This is a genomic window from Corynebacterium kalinowskii (assembly GCF_009734385.1).
GTDB lineage: Bacteria > Actinomycetota > Actinomycetes > Mycobacteriales > Mycobacteriaceae > Corynebacterium > Corynebacterium kalinowskii.
In genome coordinates this window covers 1-17,082 of sequence record NZ_CP046452.1, presented here as the reverse complement: position 1 = coordinate 17,082, position 17,082 = coordinate 1, and the positions used below count along the sequence as shown (strand labels likewise).

The window sequence follows — 17,082 nt, the reverse complement described above, 5'->3', positions numbered from 1 at the left end:
TTAATCCTCTTCTTGTGGCACGCCCGACGCATCGAGCGGCTGGTCAGCGGACTCTACGACGGTTTCGAGTTTCTCAGTCTGAGCAGGGGCTTTGTCTGCAGGGGCCGGCACCTTACCGGTTGCCACAGCCTCGGCTTCTTCCTCGCCTTCTGCTTCGACGTTCTTGTCGATCGCCAGCAGATCCGTACCGGATGGCAGATCAACCAGGCGCACGCCCATTGTCGCACGAGATGTTGGACGGATCTGGTTGACCTCGGTGCGGATGACACCGCCACCGGAGGTGATGGCGAAGATCTCGTCATCCTCATCCACCGCCAGGGCGGCGATTAGCTTGCCGCGCTTGGCGTTGTACTTGAAAGTCACCACACCCAGGCCACCACGGCCCTGGACGGAGTACTCCTCCATATGGGTGCGCTTTCCGTAACCACCAGACGTTGCAACCATGAGGAACTCGCCGTCGCGGACCACACACATAGCCAGCAACTGGTCGTCGCCGCGGAAACGCATACCCTTCACACCGGCAGTAGCGCGGCCCATCGGGCGCAACGTTTCATCGTCGGACTTGAAGCGAATCGACTGACCTTCCTCGGACACCAATAGCAGCTCGTCTTCCGAAGAGCACAGCGCTGCACCGATGAGGGTGTCGCCCTCGTTCAGGTTGATGGCGATCAATCCACCGGAGCGAGCGGTCTCGTAATCGAGCAGGCGAGACTTCTTCACTCGACCCTGTTGGGTGGCAAGCACCAGGTATGGCGCATCCTCGTAGGTCTGCAGCTGGATGACCTGGGCGATCTTCTCGCCCGGCTGGAATTCCATGAGGTTAGCCACGTGCTGGCCACGGGCGGTACGGGATGCTTCCGGCAGCTCGTAGGCCTTGAGGCGGTAGACCCGGCCGAAGTTGGTGAAGAACAGAATCCAGTCGTGCGTGGAACTGACAAAGAAGTGCCGGACGATGTCATCCTGCTTCAGTTCTGCGCCGCGCACGCCCTTGCCACCACGACGCTGGGAGCGGTATGCGTCGACCTTGGTGCGCTTGGCGTAGCCGGTGGAAGTGATGGTGACAACGACGTTCTCGCGAGCGATGAGGTCTTCCTCAGTGACATCGCCGGTGGCCGCCACGATCTCGGTGCGACGCTCGTCGCCATACTTCTCCACGATTTCCATGAGCTCGTCGCGGACGATGGCACGCTGGCGCTCAGGGGAGGCCAGGATGTCCTTCAGGTCGGCAATCTCGAGCTCAATTTCGGCCAACTGATCGACGATCTTCTGGCGTTCCAGGGCTGCGAGGCGACGCAGCTGCATTTCCAGGATCGCGTTGGCCTGGATCTCGTCGACGTCGAGAAGCGCGATCAGGCCGGTGCGGGCATCATCCACCGTCGGGGAACGACGGATGAGCGCGATGACCTCGTCGAGCATGTCCAGCGCCTTGACCAGGCCACGCAGGATGTGGGCGCGCTTTTCGGCCTCATCCAAGCGGTACTGGGTGCGTCGAACGATGACTTCGATCTGGTGATCGGTGTACAGGCGGACCATCTGGTCGATGCGCAGGGTGCGTGGCACTCCGTCAACGATGGAGAGCATGTTGCAGCCGAAATTGGACTGCAGCTGAGAGTGCTTGTACAGGTTATTTAGCACCACGCGTGGCACAGCATCGCGCTTGAGGGTGATGACGATGCGCATGCCGATGCGGTCAGAGGATTCGTCGTCAATGCGGGAAATGCCGGCGAGCTTGCCGGAGGAGACTTGTTCCGCGATGTTTGAGATCAGGTTATCCGGGTTGACCTGGTACGGCAGCTCGGTGATGACGATGATCTGGCGGGAACCTTCCTCCTCGATGGAGGTCACGCCGCGCATGCGGACGGAGCCACGACCGGTGGTGTAGGCATCCTTGATGCCGTCGGTGCCCACGATGAGGCCGGACGTTGGGAAGTCAGGGCCCTTGATGCGTTGCATGCAGGCTTCGAGCTGCTCAGCCTCGTTGGCCTCTGGGTTTTCCAGCATCCAGTAGATGGCCTCGGCAACCTCGTTCAGGTTGTGTGGCGGGATGTTGGTAGCCATACCCACGGCGATACCGCCGGAGCCGTTCATCAGCAGGTTAGGCACACGCGATGGCAGGATCGTCGGCTCGGTGGTCTTGCCGTCATAGTTCGGGATGAAGTCGACGGTGTTTTCGCGGATGTCGCGCACCATCTCCATCGCCAGTGGCGTCATGCGGGACTCGGTGTAACGCATAGCTGCTGGGCCGTCGTTGCCGCGGGAACCGAAGTTGCCCTGGCCGTCGACGAGCGGGTAGCGCATATTCCACGGCTGGGCCATGCGGACGAGGGTGTCGTAAATCGCGACGTCGCCGTGCGGGTGGTAGTTACCCATGGTCTCTGCGACCGGCTTTGCGGACTTCACATAAGAGCGGTCCGGGCGGAAACCGTTGTCGTACATTGCGTAGAGGATGCGGCGGTGGACCGGCTTCAGGCCATCGCGGACCTCGGGGAGCGCACGACCGACAATGACGGACATGGCGTAGTCGATGTAGCTCGACTGCATTTCCTCATTGATATCAATCGGATGTACGCGATCAAAGAGATTCTCGTCGCTCAACTTCTTTTACCTTTTCTGGTCGGGATCCCCTCTAGTGTACGTTTTGCGAGGTTCTCCCGCCGTGAGTGGTATCATTTTGGTATCATGGCATTTACTTTAAGACTCTCTCCCGCCGAAGACGCTGCCCTCATTGTGTTGGCCTCCTCCCTCGGCGTGTCCAAGCAGGAGGCGGCCCGCCAGGCGATCCTGGAGAAGGCCGCCCGCACCGTTCAGACCGCAGAGCTTCAGGAGCTCGCCCGGCGATCAGTCGCTTCCTACAACGCGTTGCATGGCCGGGTGCGGCGTGGACGCTGAGGATGTGCTCTCGCTTGCCGACGCCATTTGCTCGCACACGGGTTCCTCAGTTCGTTCACTAGGGGCCTTAGTGGCATTATCCGCCCTGGTAAAGCCGCATATCGCCGGAATTCCGGTATTCGCTTCCGTGGCCGACCACTGTGAGTATGTTCGCTCGGCGTGCTTGGCATTGGAGCCGTTGAATGGTTCCAATGAAATTCTGGGGCACGCTTTGTGCTCGTATATTGTCGACAGATCCTAGACTTATGTTACAGTTGTGAACGTTGTGACTACAGTGAACCACTGTGGCGGAAGAGTTGCGACCCCCTGTATTGCACCCCTCGGCCCTGCCCTTTCCTCGGCGGCCGAGGGGTTTGCTCTTGGTTTGAAGAGGAACGCGGTGGGTAAACCTTGAGGGCGCCAGGAGGTTTACCCACCGATCGGTAGGCCTGGGGCGCGGAATGATGGGTAAACCTCCTCCACGGCACCAGGTTTACCCACAGTCCCCACCTCGACCGGGCTGGGGGCTTCCCGAATGAGATTTTGCAATGGTCACTCAATTTCATTCCCACCAAAACCCAAACGCCCGCTTTTGCCCGATCTTGTCTGACTATGTCCGATTTCACCTCACTTGAGTGCTGCATCGATACAGAAACAGGCGCATAATGAGGTTAAACCTCCCAGGGAACCTCACAACCGGAAAGGCACAACAGGCAATGAAGCAAACTGTAGGCAACAAGGTAGTTCTCATCGGCGCGGGCGACGTCGGCGTCGCCTACGCATATGCACTGGTCAACCAGGGTACGTGCGACCACCTCGCGATCATTGATATTGACGAGAAGAAGCTCGAAGGCAACGTCATGGACCTCAACCATGGTGTCGTGTGGGCGCATTCGCGTACGAAGGTCACCAAGGGCTCCTACGCAGACTGCGAGGATGCAGCGATCGTGGTGATTTGCGCCGGTGCTGCCCAGAAGCCGGGCGAGACCCGCCTGCAGTTGGTGGATAAGAACATGAAGATCATGAAGTCGATCGTGGATCAGATCATGGCCAACGGTTTCGACGGCATCATCGTTGTCGCCTCCAACCCAGTAGACATCCTTTCTTACGCTGCCTGGAAGTACTCCGGGCTGCCACACGAGCGCGTCTTCGGCTCCGGCACAATCCTCGATTCGGCCCGTTTCCGCTACATGCTTGGTGAGATGTACCAGGTCTCCCCTACCTCGGTCCACGCCTACATCATCGGCGAGCACGGCGACACCGAGCTGCCGGTTCTCTCCTCCGCGACCATCGCCGGCGTGTCCATGCGCAAGCAGCTGGAGAAGGACCCATCACTGGAAGAAAAGCTGGAGAAGATTTTCCAGGAAACCCGCGACGCCGCCTACACCATCATCGATGCGAAGGGTTCCACCTCTTATGGCATCGGCATGGGACTGGCCCGCATCACCCGCGCGATCTTGCAAAACCAGGATGTGGCGCTGCCGGTCTCTGCGCTGTTGCAGGGCGAGTACGGCGAGGAAGACATCTACATTGGCACGCCTGCGATCGTGAATCGTAAGGGCATCCGTCGCGTCGTGGAGCTGGAAATTTCCGATCATGAGATGGAGCGGTTCAAGCACTCTGCGTCCACTCTTCGCGAGGTGCAGAAAGAGTTCTTTAGCTAAACTAGCTGCATGATCACAATCTCCGACCGCGCAGCCCTCGTCTCCGACCTCGCCGATTTCGCCCGTACCACCGTCAATAACCAGTCGGGCATCACCGGCATGGCCCTCAAGGGCGGTCTCGCGGCCGCGACAAAGGCAAAGCCGAACATCGTCGAGGCTGGTCTTGGCCACGTGCTTAACGACGTCATCGGTGTCCTCAACCCCTACTGGGACTCCAAGCCAGAAGGCACCTCTTTCGGTGAGCAGCTCGATGCCAACAAGGACCGCGTTGCCGAGGAACTCCTACAAGTTGCTGACGGCCAGTCCAAGAACGTCACCAACCAGACCCTGGTCAAGGTGTACAACTCGCTCCGTGGCAAGGTTGCCAAGGTGTTGGCCGAAAACGTTCGTGGGCTGGGCGACATCGTCGAAAAGCACGCGGCTTAGCAGTACCTATTTGGTCGCCCGTGGCATCGAAACCGCCGCCAGCACTAACGCACCTAAGGCAAAGGCGAAGACGATGCCCAGGTTCCACCAGGTGTCGGATCCCAAAGAGGAATCCACCAGGAACGACCGCAACGTGTCGATCACATAGGACAGCGGCAAGAAGTTCGAGACGGCGTGCAGGACAGAATTCATGTCTGCGCGCGGAACGAGCACGCCACCCAGGAAGAACTGCGGGCCAAAGAAGACGGGCATGAACTGCACGGCCTGGAACTCGTTTTCGGCAAAAGCGCTGGCCAGAAGGCCAAAGGCACCGCCGAGAATGCCGGCAAGGGGCGCAACGAGAAAGATCCAACCGATGGCAACGGCGGTGGTGACATTGAGGAAGAAGTACGCGATGCACACCAGCACTAACGCCTGCACCAGTGCAAAGAGACTAAACGCAATGCCGTAGGCCAGCAGCAGCTGGACGGTGGTCAGCCGAGTAGTCATGAGGCGCTCGAGGGTGCCGGACTTGCGTTCGCGCTGCATAGTCACCGACGCAACGATGAACATCAGCAGCATCGGGAACACCCCGAGCATCATCACGGCCACCGAGTTGAACAGTCGGGAGCCGTCGTACACGAAGTACAGCAGCGTGAGCAGCAGTGATGGCACCGCCACGATGAGGGCCACGGTCCGTTTATCGCCGGTGATTTCCCGCAAAATGCGGTTGACAGTTGCGAGGATCATTACTGCGCCTTCCGGATCAGATTCAAAAACGCCGCGTCCAAGTTTGGTGCATCCGCCGCAACGAGCAGGTCGGCAGGCGAGGAGTGCGCGAGGAGTTGGCCGTCGCGAAGCAGCAAAATGTCGTCGCACCGCGCTGCCTCATCCATGACGTGGCTGGAAATGAGGATGCTGGTGTCCAACGACCGCAGGTGCGACCAGATATTTTCGCGGGTCAGCGGGTCCAGGCCGACTGTCGGTTCGTCGAGGACGAGCAACGCTGGCTTGCCGACGAGCGCAGCTCCCAAGCTCACCCGATTTCGCTGACCACCAGATAAAGTGCTCACTTTCTGGTCGCGTTGCTGGGTCAGTCCGAGGAATTCGATTGTGTCCTCGGTGTCATTTTTCTCGCCCGTGAGCTGCGAAAAGTACGTCAGATTCTCGCGGACGGTGAGTCCTTCGTACACGCTCGCGGCTTGAGTCATGTAGCCGATGCGCCCGCGGTTGTCTTTCGCCCCAGCTTGATGCCCCAGAACTTCGAGGTCGCCCTCGTACTTTTGCACGCCCACAATGGCGCGCATCAGCGTTGTTTTGCCCGAGCCGGAGGGGCCGATAATGCCGGTGATGCTGCCCGGCTGCAGGTCAAAGGTGAGATCGTGCAGGATGTGGTTCTTGCCGCGCGTGATGTTGACACCACGCGCGGAGACGATTGTGTTCACAGAATTAACTGTAGTTATGCCTCGTCAATCGCGTCGAGCGTTCCATTCGGCCACACCACATTTTTGGCCAGCGGAATCTGATGCGAGGCGCTTTCCAAAATATGCATGAAGTAGCCGGCGGTATTGGGGATGGCAACGATGTCTCCGGGGCTAACTCCTTCCGGAAAACGGATGCGACGCCGCAAAATGATCTCATCCTCAATGCAATAGGCACCGACCAGGAAGGCCTCGATTTCGGGTCCAGGCGCGGAATTCGGGGATCTGATCAGCAGCGGATCCACAGTGTAATCATCCGAGGTGGTGCGGCATTGGGTGCGGTTCATCGCCAGGCCAACCAGTGGCAGCCCGTCGCTGCGGGTCTTGACGAACTCCACCTGGGCGAGGATGAGGCCACAGCCGTCGAGAAGCGAGCGTCCCGGTTCCACATGCAAGCGCAAGCCGCGCTCCGTCAATCCGCTGGCGATGCCCTCGGCGGAGAGGATGTTATCCAGCCATTCGCCACGCGTCGGAGTTTGCCAATACGGGTAGATCGTGGCGAGCGGGTCGTTTTTCCAGGTGAACGGGGCAATATGCTGAGTGGTCCGCAGCGTCTGGAAACGGTCCCATTCGCCCGCATCAGCCAGATAGCTCATGGGGACGCCGCCGCCGAGGTCGATGAACTCGATGTCATGCGGGAGGACGTCGATGAGGGCGAAGGCCTCGCGCAAAGCGGTGACTCGGTCGGCAGCGCTGTAACCATGCAAGTGGACGTGCACTCCCGTCACTTGTACGTGGCCGAGGTCGATGCTGGTCAGAGCGTCGATCCAGGTGGTGGTCCTTTCCCCAAAACGGGTCGGCGGGAGGCGGTTAGGGTTCGGAGCCAGGCGCGGGGCGACGCGCACTGGGCGATCCGCCAGCGTGGTGATGCGCCGCAGCTCTGTTACATTGTCTACGCTGATCGTCACGCCCCGCTCGACGGCCAGCCGAAGCAGTTGCTCCGACTTGATCGCTGCGCTCAAGATGATGTTCTCCCCTGGCACACCTCGACCCAGTACCTGCTCGAGCTCCCGGAAGCTGGCTACATCCACCCCATGACCGGCCTGGTGGATGGCATCGACAAAGGTCAAGGCCTTATTGGCTTTACGGGCGAAAAAGACCCGCACGTCCACCCCATGCTGAGTTCCAGCGTCCACCAATTCCTGTGCATTGCGCAGCATCGGCTCTGAGTGCAGCACGTTCACCGGGCTGCCGTATCGGGTGATGAGGTCATCGGCTTCCGCGAAGGAACCCACAAACTCCGACGCCCATGGCTCCAGGCGCGCCTGCATTGGCGGAATTCCATGCACCCGAGCTGGGGAAATTCCGGCCACTACCCGGCGCGCCCACCGCGGAATCACATCATGATAAGCGCGAGAAAGCGTGTCATTGCCGAGCACCCACAGCTCTGTGGCTCGGCCAATCACGGCGAAGTTGTCGCAGCCGGGAAGGAATCCATCGCGATCCGTGCGCACAGGCGGGTTCGGTGGGGGCGCTTGAACAGCATCGATAGTGACATCGGCCTCTGGCAAGTCGCCAGTCATGGGGGAAGCGATGAAGCCGGCGTCGATAAGGGCGAGAACCCGCTGGGCGCTGAGCGACGGCGGGCCGAACGCGACCGGCTCCAGAATGCGGGCGAGCTCCCGGAAGCCTGGCAGTGGCTCGTGGAAGGAGATCAGCTCCACGAGCTGCGGATACAGCGCGCGAAACACCACGCCGACGGCAGCCCGCGCATCCAGGGGCTTTTCCCCCAGGGCCACCTGCAAGCTGTGCCGCAGTTCCTCGACCCCATCTTCCGGCGCGTCCGCCCCAGCCAGAACAGCCGCAATGTCTTGATCAGTGTCACTAGTCAGCAATCCCGCCGCAGCCTGCAGAGTCGCCACGATCTCCTCGGTTGTGGTTGCTGCCAGAACAGCTGCCCCGAATCGATCCACTACATCATCGACATTCGGCGAGACATCAGGTTTGACGTTCATGAATCGCCCCGAGCGATTGACCGGGATGATCTGCGCTGGCTCGTAGCCTGAAGGATGGTAGAGGCCGTCCTTGATGTGGCCGCCACGGCCGAGGGTGAGGTCTAGGACGGCGTCGATGAAGGTCAGTGCTGTGCCCCTGATCGCCACCGTGCTACCCGGCATCACCTGGTCTAATGACCCGTGCGGATAAACCTTCAAGGCATCGGGCATCTCCCCTGGCCAGCTCGTCTCATGGCCTGTCACATCCAGCACGTGATCATAAGTGCTGGTCAGCTCCCGGGGATCCGCCACGAGCCGTGCCACTCGATTCAATGTGCACTCAGGCGGAACAGGCAACGTGTCCCACGACTTGGCCAGGAACTTCCCCACTTGCGCCCGCGCCGGATACTTCTCGGTATTGCCCGTGTACTCATTAAACGATCCCAGGGTCGTGGACTCCACAATCTCCGCAGGGGCGTTGAGCAACCAGTAGTCCGGCTGGTTTGGGTCGTAAGCCTTCACTCCCCCTGCGTCGAACACTGTGACATCTAACGCCAAGCCTCGCTGCCACGCCAGATTCATCAACTCTTCGGTGGCCCACAATCCGCGCGGACCTCCCCCAACAATCGCTATCTTCATCCCACGTTCTCCCGCACCCACTCGTCGTTGTAGATCGTCTCGAGGTAGAAATTGCCACTGTCGTGAATAACCACGACGGCTTCGGCCGGCTCTGTCAGCTCACTATCTAGCTGTTGCAGCGCAGCAATCACCGCACCTCCCGAAGCCCCCGGCATGATCGCCGCCGACCGAGCTAGCTTCCGCGCCGCGCTTATCGACGCCCCATCCGCAATCCTCATCACCCGATCCGGTCTCACCTGCTCTGATAGTTCCGGTACGACTCCAGCCCCGAAGCCCGGTAGCTGGCGCGCTCCGCGCTGGCCACCGAAGAGCACCGAGCCTTCCGCGTCGACGGCGATGAGGGAGGTCTCCAGCTCATATTCGTGCAGGTAGCGCTGGCATCCTCCAATGGTTCCCGTCGTGCTTACCGCAACGAGCACAAAGTCTGGCGCGTGACCCAGCTGCTGATGGATCTCGCGCATTGTGCCGGTGGCATGTGCCTCAAAGGCCGCGGTATTGGAGTACTGATCCAGGTTGATGGCTTGTGGGTTCTCTTTGAGGAGCTCTGCGACCTTCTTCCGCCGCGCGACCAACCAGTCCCCGGTCTCCGGGTCTGGCTCGGTCAATTGGTGCACGGTTGCACCCAGGGCCTTCATGTATGCCACGGTTGCTTTGTTGACTCGCGGATCCACCACACAGTGAAAGTCCCAGTGGCCCAATACTGCTTCGCGCGACAGCGCCAATCCCAAGTTTCCAGAGCTGGACTCGATCACCATCGTGCCGGGAGTGAGGTGAGCCTTCTCCACCATTGCCCGGGCCGTGCGGTCCTTTGCGCTTCCCCCTGGGTTGAACTGTTCAAGCTTCGCCCATGCTTGTAGGTTCTTTAGGCCTAGGGGTGCCAGGCTGACTAGTGGAGTACTTCCCATGGCATCAGCGATGGAATTACATAGCTTCGATGGGTGTGTCATTCTCCCCACTATAAATTTGTGGAACAGAAAACCTATCGGTTGTTTTCAATAATTTACAAAAAAGAAATGGTCAGAATCTACGCACGATTCTGACCATTCCGGCACTAATTAGACGTCCAGGAAGCGAACATCCTTCGCGTTGCGAGTAATGAAGGAGCGACGAGCTGCGACGTCGTCGCCCATGAGGATGGAGAACAGCTCGTCGGCACGCTGGGCATCTTCCAAATCCACGCGGCGCAGGATACGCACGGATGGATCCATGGTGGTTTCCCACAGCTCGTTGGCGTTCATCTCGCCGAGGCCCTTGTAGCGCTGGATGCCGTCGTCGGTGTTGATCTTGCGGCCCTTCGCCAAGCCTTCGGCCAGCTGCTCGTCGCGCTCCAGATCCGAGTAAGCAAAGCCAGGTTCGCCCTTGCCCTGCCACTTCAACTTGTACAGCGGTGGCTGCGCGAGGTAGACGTGGCCTTCCTTGACCAGGTCTGGCATGAAGCGGAAGAGCAAGGTGAGCAGCAACGTTGCGATGTGCTGACCGTCGACGTCGGCGTCGGCCATAAGCACAATCTTGTGGTAACGCAACTTGTTGATGTCGAACTCATCGTTGATACCAGTGCCCAGCGCCGTGATGATGGCCTGAACTTCGTTGTTCTTGAGCACCTTGTCGAGGCGGGCCTTCTCCACGTTAAGAATCTTGCCGCGGAGCGGGAGGATCGCCTGGTACATGGAGTCACGGCCGGACTTTGCAGAGCCACCTGCGGAGTCGCCCTCCACGATGTAGAGTTCGGACTTCACCGGGTCCTTGGAACGGCAGTCGGCAAGCTTGCCCGGCAGACCACCGAGGTCGGTGGCAGACTTGCGGCGAATCAGATCGCGCGCCTTGCGGGCAGCCTGACGAGCCTGGGAGGAAGACACTGCCTTAGAAATAATGACCTTGGCCTCGGCAGGATTGGCATCGAACCAATCCGCGAGGTGCTCGTTGGTGGCCTTCTGAACGAAGGAGCGCACCTCGGTGTTACCAAGCTTGGTCTTGGTCTGGCCCTCGAACTGCGGTTCAGCTACGCGGACGGAGACTACAGCGGCGAGGCCTTCACGGCAGTCCTCACCGGTGAGCTTTGTGTCTTTTTCCTTGAGCAGCTTGTGCTCACGGGCGTACTTGTTCATCAATGAGGTCAGCGCCGCACGGAAACCTTCCTCGTGCGTGCCACCCTCGTGCGTATTGATGGTGTTGGCAAAGGTGTGCACAGACTCCGAGTAGCCGGAATTCCACTGCATGGCCACCTCAACTTCGTGGCCTTCGCCCTTTGCCTCATAAGAGATGATCGTCGGGTGAACGACCGTCTTCGTCTTGTTGATCGAGTTGACGTAGTCCTTCAGGCCCTCCGGGTAGTGGAAAACCTTCTTCTTTTCTTTCGGCTTTGGCTTCTTCTCTGCTACTTCATCCACGGAATCAAGAGAAATAGCTGCGTCGCCGGACTCGGCGAGTGCCTCCAGCTCGAGCTCTTCTGCGGTCACGCGCTTATCGACGAGCGTGATGGTCAAGCCCTTATTGAGGAAGGCCATCTCCTGCAAACGCTTAGCGATGATGTCCCACTTGAATTCTGTGGTTTCAAAAATCTCGGTGTCTGGCCAGAATCGAATGACAGTACCGGTGCCGCGAGCATTACCGCCCTCTTCCAGCTCCTCCGGAACAGCCATATTAAAGCGCTGGTACCAGTGCTTTCCATCACGCTTGATATCCGCTTCTACACGGGTGGACAGGGCGTTCACCACGGAAATACCCACACCGTGCAGACCACCGGACACAGCGTAAGACTCGGAGTCGAACTTACCGCCGGCGTGCAGCTGGGTCATGACCACCTGGACCGTTGGGGCGCCGGATGGGTGCATATCGACCGGGATGCCTCGGCCGTCGTCGATAACCTCAACGCCACCATCTTCGAGCAAGGTGACCGTTACGGCGGAAGCGTAACCTGCCATCGCTTCATCGACGGAGTTGTCAACTACCTCCCACACCAGGTGGTGGAGGCCGCGCTCACCGGTGGAACCGATGTACATGCCAGGGCGCTTGCGGACGGCCTCAAGACCCTCAAGGATCGTGATCGATGAAGCGTCGTATTCATGTTGCGCAGCCACGGGTCGCTAGCACTCCTTGCTCTAATTGCTGATAGACCCCTCCATCTTACACTGTGCACTCCCCTACCGGGGGCACAGGCGCAACGCTCAGAATCGAATATGAACGGGATTTTCGCAGTCGTTGCTCATTCTGCTACTTACCCATACGTGTCCCGGGGCCCACGCCCCTTCACGTGAAGCGGACCTTTACGCCAGCTCGGAACATTCGGTCCAAAAATCTTTAGCTCAGCCACCACATCGGGTCCAACCTGCTTCGCAATCTCCTGCAGAATCTGCCGCTGCATGAGTCGCAAATTTGTGGCCCACGCTGTGGAATCACACGAAATGAACAAGGACTTTTCTTTCAGCATTTCCACTTTTGTGTGCTGCGCAATTTTCTCGCCCACCAGCAGGTGCCAATGTGAAAACACCCAGCCACCTGCGATGTCCTTCTGCCAACCCCGACTGCGAATCTCGGTTTTTAGCACGTCACCAAATGCGCTGATGTTGTCTTTTTTCGGCAGTCTGCGACCATCCCGACCAGTCGGAATTCCGCGTTGTTTTGGCAGTTTGGCGGCAGGTTTCTGACGTCGTCGCTCCCCCTGCTTACTCAAATCTGGGACCCGGCCGGTCTTCAGTTTGGCTTGCTTGCGCAAGTTTTCGAAGGCTGCCTGGATTGGATCAATGGGCTCTGTCATAGTCCAACCTTGAGATTCGGCCCAGTTGAGGATCCTCGATCGCCGTGACCGTGTGGGTATGGGTCTCCGTGAGATTTGGTGGCAGATCGGCATCCACGGCGGCGGTAATCAGCACTTGTTCCACCCCGTCCGCAATCTCGACAAGTTTCGCACGACGCTTCGCATCAAGCTCGGCAAAGACATCATCCAAGATCAGGATCGGGTCGGACCCCGTGCCTTTAATCAGCCGAAACTCAGCAATCCGCAATGACAGCGCGAATGACCAGGTCTCACCATGGCTGGCGAACCCTTTCGCCGGGTCCGAGCCAAGGATGAGTTCCAGATCATCACGGTGCGGGCCAACGAGTGACATGCCCCGTTCAACTTCCCGTTGGCGTTTCGCCCCTAGCTCCGCGAGCATCGCGGCTTCCAATACGGCCTCGTCAGGGTTATCAACTGGCACGGTGGACTTGTACGCCACCGAAGCTGGCCGAGATTCCGGTGCGATCGTCGAATACGCCTCTGGCACCTGGACTTGTAGTTCTTCAACTAGCTGTAGGCGATGAAAAATCAGTTGTGAGCCCAGGTGGGCCAAGTGGGAATCCCAAACATCGAGCGTCGATAAGGCGGCAGCCCCGTCGGTGTCACCATAACCGCGGCGCAAGGCACTACCAGCAGACTTCAACAAGGCGTTGCGTTGCTTGAGCACGCGATCGTAGTCGGCTTTGAGGCCGGCGAGACGAGGCTGGCGGCTAGCCAGAATAGTGTCCAGATATTTGCGACGCTCCGCCGGTTCACCCTTAACCAGCGCCAAATCCTCTGGAGCAAAAAGCACCGTCTTGACCACACCAAGCACCTCGCGCGGACTGCCGAGCTTCGTGCGATTAATCTGTGCTTGGTTTGCCTTGTGGGCATTGACCAGCAAGTGCGCGGTAAGCTCGCGGCCTTCGTTGATCGCGGTTGCTGAGATCAGGGCGCCGTCTTGACCCGAGCGCACGAGCGGTGCATCGGTGGACACACGGTGGCTGGATAAGTGCGCTACATATCCGATGGCCTCGACGATGTTCGTCTTACCATGGCCATTGCGGCCAACGAACACCGTCACTCCTGGCTCAAGCTCCAATTCGAGAGTGGGCCAGGAGCGGAAATCACGAAGCTGCAGGCTCTTGAGGTGCATTTATCCTGGCAGTCGAACCGGCATCAGCAGGTACGTGAAGTCAGTCTGCGGGGTTGGGAACTCGCCGTTCGCATCAGCCTCCGGCAATACCTCTGGCTCAGGGATCATGATCGCAGGTCGAGAAGGCTGGGTGAATCCGAACACCACGCGGTTCGTGTGAATCACGCCGAGACCGTCCTTCAGGTATCCCGGGTTGAAGGCGATATGCAGTGGTTCGCCGGCAAAAGCACAAGGCAGAACTTCTTCGGCATGACCGGAATCGCTACCGCCAGCATCGAGAACAACCTGGCCTTCCGTGAAGCTCATGCGGATCTGCGCGTTGCGGTCTGCAACGAGGGCGACGCGGCGGATGGCGTCGAGAAGCGGGGCGATTTCCACGCTCGCGATGGAAGTGTGGGACTTTGGCAGCAGCGGGCGGAAATTAGGGAAGTCCGCATCGAGCATGCGAGTGGTGGTCTGTCGGGTGTCGGCGTGAACACCAAAAAGGCCTTCGCGGCCGATCTGCTCGTCGTTGCCGACGGCGATCTCGACAGGATCGTTCAGCGATGTGTCCAGGCTGCGGGCGTTTTCGAGCAGCGTCTTGGCAGGGATCAGGAGCTTGGCTTCTACCTGCGGATTGCGAGGAATCCAGTTGAAGCTGCGCACCGCCAGACGGAACCGGTCCGTCGCTGCGAGCAGGACGTCCTCGCCATGAATCTCAAGATGCACACCGGTGAGCATGGGCAGCGTCTCATCGCGACCAGCAGCGGTGGCTACCTGGGTGACGGCTTCAGTGAACAGCCATGGATCAATGGCGCCGGTGACCTCAGGAAGTGCTGGTAGCTGCGGGTAATCATCGAGCGGAATGCTTGGCAGTTCGAAGCGGGAAGCACCACAGGAGACCAGAACTTTGGAGCCGTCGACGGTGACATCGACCGGCTTGTTTGGCAGCGTCGCTGTAATTTCAGCAATCAGCTTACCGGCCACGGCAATACGACCCGGCTGGGCAACCTCCGCCGAAATGCGCTGCTTGGTAGAAACCTCGTAGTCGAAGCCTGCGAGCTCGAGTCCTTCATCGTCAGCGGTAATGAGCATGCCACGAAGCACCGGCTGCGTTGGCTTTGCCGGCAAACTACGTGCAACCCATGCCACCGCGTTAGCCAAATCATCTTTGGCAACACGGAAGGAAACCGACGTTGATTCCATAGCTCGCTAAACTCCTTCGATTTTTCTTGAATTACACACAAACGTACCTGGGCTCGCCGATTCGTGAAAGCTCAGCTCTTGTCGTTTGCGGTTTGCCGCGCACCGACAAAGGCTCTATCCCCACACCCTCTTTCTTCTATTTAAATTTCTAGTAAAAAGAGGGTAACTACAGTAAGTCCTGTGCAAACTGTGGATAAGTGTGCGTTTCCACAGCGTCCTGGCTCAAGTCTAGCGTGTGGACAACGTGTGGACGCGATGTGGATAGATTGACTTCTGTGGGGATGATTTTTCAGACTCGAAGTTATCCACAATTGCTCCACCGAATGGTGCACAGAAAGCTTCTAGTTCTCCACATGCGGTTTTGTGTCCCGGTTCACCAAATTACTCACATGTAATTACACAGCTGTGGATAGATTTCGGGGCAATGAGTAAAGCCCGTCATTCGGATTCTTATTGCAAAATCCTAATGACGGGCTAACAGCGAACCGGGCTATTTCCGCTTCTTGATGTTGAGCGTCAGCGCCTGAATCTGATCGTAAGTATCGCGCTTTTCTGCGATCTCCTTGTTGATCTTCTTCACCGCATACATCACCGTGGTGTGGTCCTTGCCGCCGAAGTGCTCGCCAATGCGTGGCAACGACAGATCCGTGAGTTCGCGGCACAGGTACATGGCGATCTGCCGTGCGTGCGCTACTGCACGCGTCTTACCGACGCCCGTGAGGGTATCTACCGAAATGTCGAAATACGTCGCTGCTTGCTCGATGATGTGGTCCGCGCTGATTTCAAGGTCATTGGCGTCAGGCATGATGTCGCGCAACGCGATTTCCGCCATTTTCAGGTCGATAGGTTCCTTGATCAGCGAAGAGTAGGCAGTCACTCGAATGAGCGCGCCCTCCAATTCGCGAATCGAGGTTTCGAAGCGGGACGCAATCAGTTCCAGTACTTCGTGGTCGACAACGGTACCTTCGGACTGCGCCTTCTTCGACAAAATTGCCATGCGGGTTTCCAAATCCGGCGGCTGAATATCGGTGATCAGGCCGGCCTTGAAGCGGGTGCGCAGGCGGTCAGTAAGGGTGGTCAGTTCCTTCGGCGGACGGTCCGAGCTCAGCACGATCTGCTTGTCTGCCTGGTGCAAGGCGTTGAAGGTATGGAAAAACTCTTCCTGGGTACCTTCCTTGCCCTCCAGGAACTGGATGTCATCAACCATGAGAACATCCAGGTTGCGGTAATTGCGCTTGAACTTCTCCTGGCGGTCATCGCGGACGGAGTTGATGTAGTCATTGGTGAATTCTTCCGAGGACACATACCTCACCCGCAAACCGGGCTGGAGCACCTTTGCGTAATTACCGATCGCGTGGAGCAGGTGTGTCTTGCCCAGGCCTGAGCCACCCCAAATGAACAGCGGGTTGTAGGCCTGAGCCAGCGATTCGGAGACCGCAACGGCGGCCGCTACCGGAAAGCGGTTCGAGCTACCAATAACGAAGTTCTCAAACGTGTACTTCGGATTGAGGGACATCTCGCGCTTGTCGGTTGCGGGGACGTCGCGACGCAAGCGCTGAGGTTCGGGGGCAGGGGGCGTATCGACGACTACCTCTTCCCACTGTTCCCGATGGTCGTGGGATTGCTGCAGTTGGTCCAACTCTTCCCGCGACGGCATGGTGGGGGTGGAAGGCATCGTTGATAGTGGCAACTCTGGCTGCGACGGATTTTCCGGCTCGACGGACACCGCGAGAGAAAACGGCTGTCCCATTTTGCGCTGCAGGACGAGGCAAATGGCATCGCCGAGATCGTTTTGGATGACATCCCGAGCCATGTTGTGTGGCGTAGAGATGACTGCGTAGCCAGGAACAAAAGTGATCGGTTTAACCAGCTTCAGAAAGCCTCGCTGCTTTGCAGTCAACTGTGCGACACCCGAGGTGGGGTCTTCAGCAAGCTGGCCGAGATCTGCGACGATCTCTTGCCAGGTCGACTGCAAGTCTTCCGAAATATGGGTCAC

Annotated in this window: 13 protein-coding genes; 3 read left to right on the top strand and 10 right to left on the bottom strand. The window is 58.7% G+C overall.

The window, feature by feature from the left end; all coding sequences use genetic code 11:
* Nucleotides 1-2,595 carry a DNA gyrase subunit A gene (gene gyrA, locus CKALI_RS00065; protein ID WP_156191386.1) on the bottom strand — a complete coding sequence of 865 codons (2,595 nt, stop codon included), beginning with the start codon at nt 2,593-2,595 and terminating at the stop codon, nt 1-3.
* 84 nt (nt 2,596-2,679) lie between these two features.
* Here gyrA and CKALI_RS00060 point away from each other — a divergent pair, with 84 nt between their 5' ends.
* The 3 genes from CKALI_RS00060 to CKALI_RS00050 all read left to right on the top strand — a co-directional run bounded on the left by CKALI_RS00060 (nt 2,680) and on the right by CKALI_RS00050 (nt 4,958).
* Nucleotides 2,680-2,889, top strand: a complete 210-nt coding sequence (locus tag CKALI_RS00060) for a CopG family transcriptional regulator (protein WP_156191385.1) — start codon at nt 2,680-2,682, stop codon at nt 2,887-2,889.
* Nucleotides 2,890-3,584: 695 nt separating this feature from the next.
* Nucleotides 3,585-4,532, top strand: coding sequence for an L-lactate dehydrogenase (locus CKALI_RS00055; protein WP_156191384.1), 948 nt, complete (start codon nt 3,585-3,587; stop codon nt 4,530-4,532).
* A 9-nt stretch (nt 4,533-4,541) separates the two neighbouring features.
* Nucleotides 4,542-4,958, top strand: a complete 417-nt coding sequence (locus tag CKALI_RS00050; protein WP_156191383.1) for a DUF6918 family protein — start codon at nt 4,542-4,544, stop codon at nt 4,956-4,958.
* Nucleotides 4,959-4,964: 6 nt separating this feature from the next.
* Here the strand turns inward: CKALI_RS00050 and CKALI_RS00045 are convergent, their stop codons facing one another.
* The 9 genes from CKALI_RS00045 to dnaA form a co-directional block, all read right to left on the bottom strand.
* Nucleotides 4,965-5,687 carry an ABC transporter permease gene (locus tag CKALI_RS00045; RefSeq protein ID WP_156191382.1) on the bottom strand — a complete coding sequence of 241 codons (723 nt, stop codon included), beginning with the start codon at nt 5,685-5,687 and terminating at the stop codon, nt 4,965-4,967.
* Entirely contained in the window at nt 5,687-6,382 is a 696-nt protein-coding gene (locus CKALI_RS00040) for an ABC transporter ATP-binding protein (RefSeq protein ID WP_231580483.1), read from the bottom strand. Before CKALI_RS00040 ends, CKALI_RS00045 begins: the two co-directional genes overlap by 1 nt.
* Before the next feature lie 14 nt (nt 6,383-6,396).
* Nucleotides 6,397-8,991 (bottom strand): FAD/NAD(P)-binding protein, encoded by a 2,595-nt coding sequence (locus CKALI_RS00035; protein ID WP_156191381.1) that lies wholly within the window; start codon nt 8,989-8,991, stop codon nt 6,397-6,399.
* A complete protein-coding gene (locus CKALI_RS00030; protein WP_156191380.1) occupies nt 8,988-9,938 on the bottom strand; it encodes a pyridoxal-phosphate dependent enzyme in 951 nt (316 codons plus the stop codon). Before CKALI_RS00030 ends, CKALI_RS00035 begins: the two co-directional genes overlap by 4 nt.
* A 108-nt stretch (nt 9,939-10,046) precedes the next feature.
* Complete coding sequence (gene gyrB, locus CKALI_RS00025) at nt 10,047-12,068, bottom strand: DNA topoisomerase (ATP-hydrolyzing) subunit B (protein ID WP_156191379.1); 2,022 nt, start codon at nt 12,066-12,068, stop codon at nt 10,047-10,049.
* Nucleotides 12,069-12,205: 137 nt separating this feature from the next.
* Nucleotides 12,206-12,745 carry a DciA family protein gene (locus tag CKALI_RS00020; protein WP_156191378.1) on the bottom strand — a complete coding sequence of 180 codons (540 nt, stop codon included), beginning with the start codon at nt 12,743-12,745 and terminating at the stop codon, nt 12,206-12,208.
* Complete coding sequence (gene recF, locus CKALI_RS00015) at nt 12,729-13,901, bottom strand: DNA replication/repair protein RecF (protein ID WP_156191377.1); 1,173 nt, start codon at nt 13,899-13,901, stop codon at nt 12,729-12,731. The genes CKALI_RS00020 and recF overlap by 17 nt, the downstream gene beginning before the upstream one ends.
* Nucleotides 13,902-15,086: a DNA polymerase III subunit beta gene (dnaN, locus tag CKALI_RS00010; protein WP_156191376.1), complete on the bottom strand. Its 1,185-nt coding sequence runs from the start codon at nt 15,084-15,086 to the stop codon at nt 13,902-13,904.
* 490 nt (nt 15,087-15,576) lie between these two features.
* Entirely contained in the window at nt 15,577-17,082 is a 1,506-nt protein-coding gene (gene dnaA, locus CKALI_RS00005) for a chromosomal replication initiator protein DnaA (protein ID WP_231580482.1), read from the bottom strand.

Coding starts and splice junctions, on each gene's coding strand:
- CKALI_RS00060 (WP_156191385.1), top strand. CDS start 2,680: ATGGCATTTACTTTAAGACTCTCTCCCGCCGAAGACGCTGCCCTCATT.
- CKALI_RS00055 (WP_156191384.1), top strand. CDS start 3,585: ATGAAGCAAACTGTAGGCAACAAGGTAGTTCTCATCGGCGCGGGCGAC.
- CKALI_RS00050 (WP_156191383.1), top strand. CDS start 4,542: ATGATCACAATCTCCGACCGCGCAGCCCTCGTCTCCGACCTCGCCGAT.
- CKALI_RS00045 (WP_156191382.1), bottom strand. CDS start 5,687: ATGATCCTCGCAACTGTCAACCGCATTTTGCGGGAAATCACCGGCGAT.
- CKALI_RS00035 (WP_156191381.1), bottom strand. CDS start 8,991: ATGAAGATAGCGATTGTTGGGGGAGGTCCGCGCGGATTGTGGGCCACC.
- CKALI_RS00030 (WP_156191380.1), bottom strand. CDS start 9,938: ATGACACACCCATCGAAGCTATGTAATTCCATCGCTGATGCCATGGGA.
- CKALI_RS00020 (WP_156191378.1), bottom strand. CDS start 12,745: ATGACAGAGCCCATTGATCCAATCCAGGCAGCCTTCGAAAACTTGCGC.
- recF (WP_156191377.1), bottom strand. CDS start 13,901: ATGCACCTCAAGAGCCTGCAGCTTCGTGATTTCCGCTCCTGGCCCACT.
- dnaN (WP_156191376.1), bottom strand. CDS start 15,086: ATGGAATCAACGTCGGTTTCCTTCCGTGTTGCCAAAGATGATTTGGCT.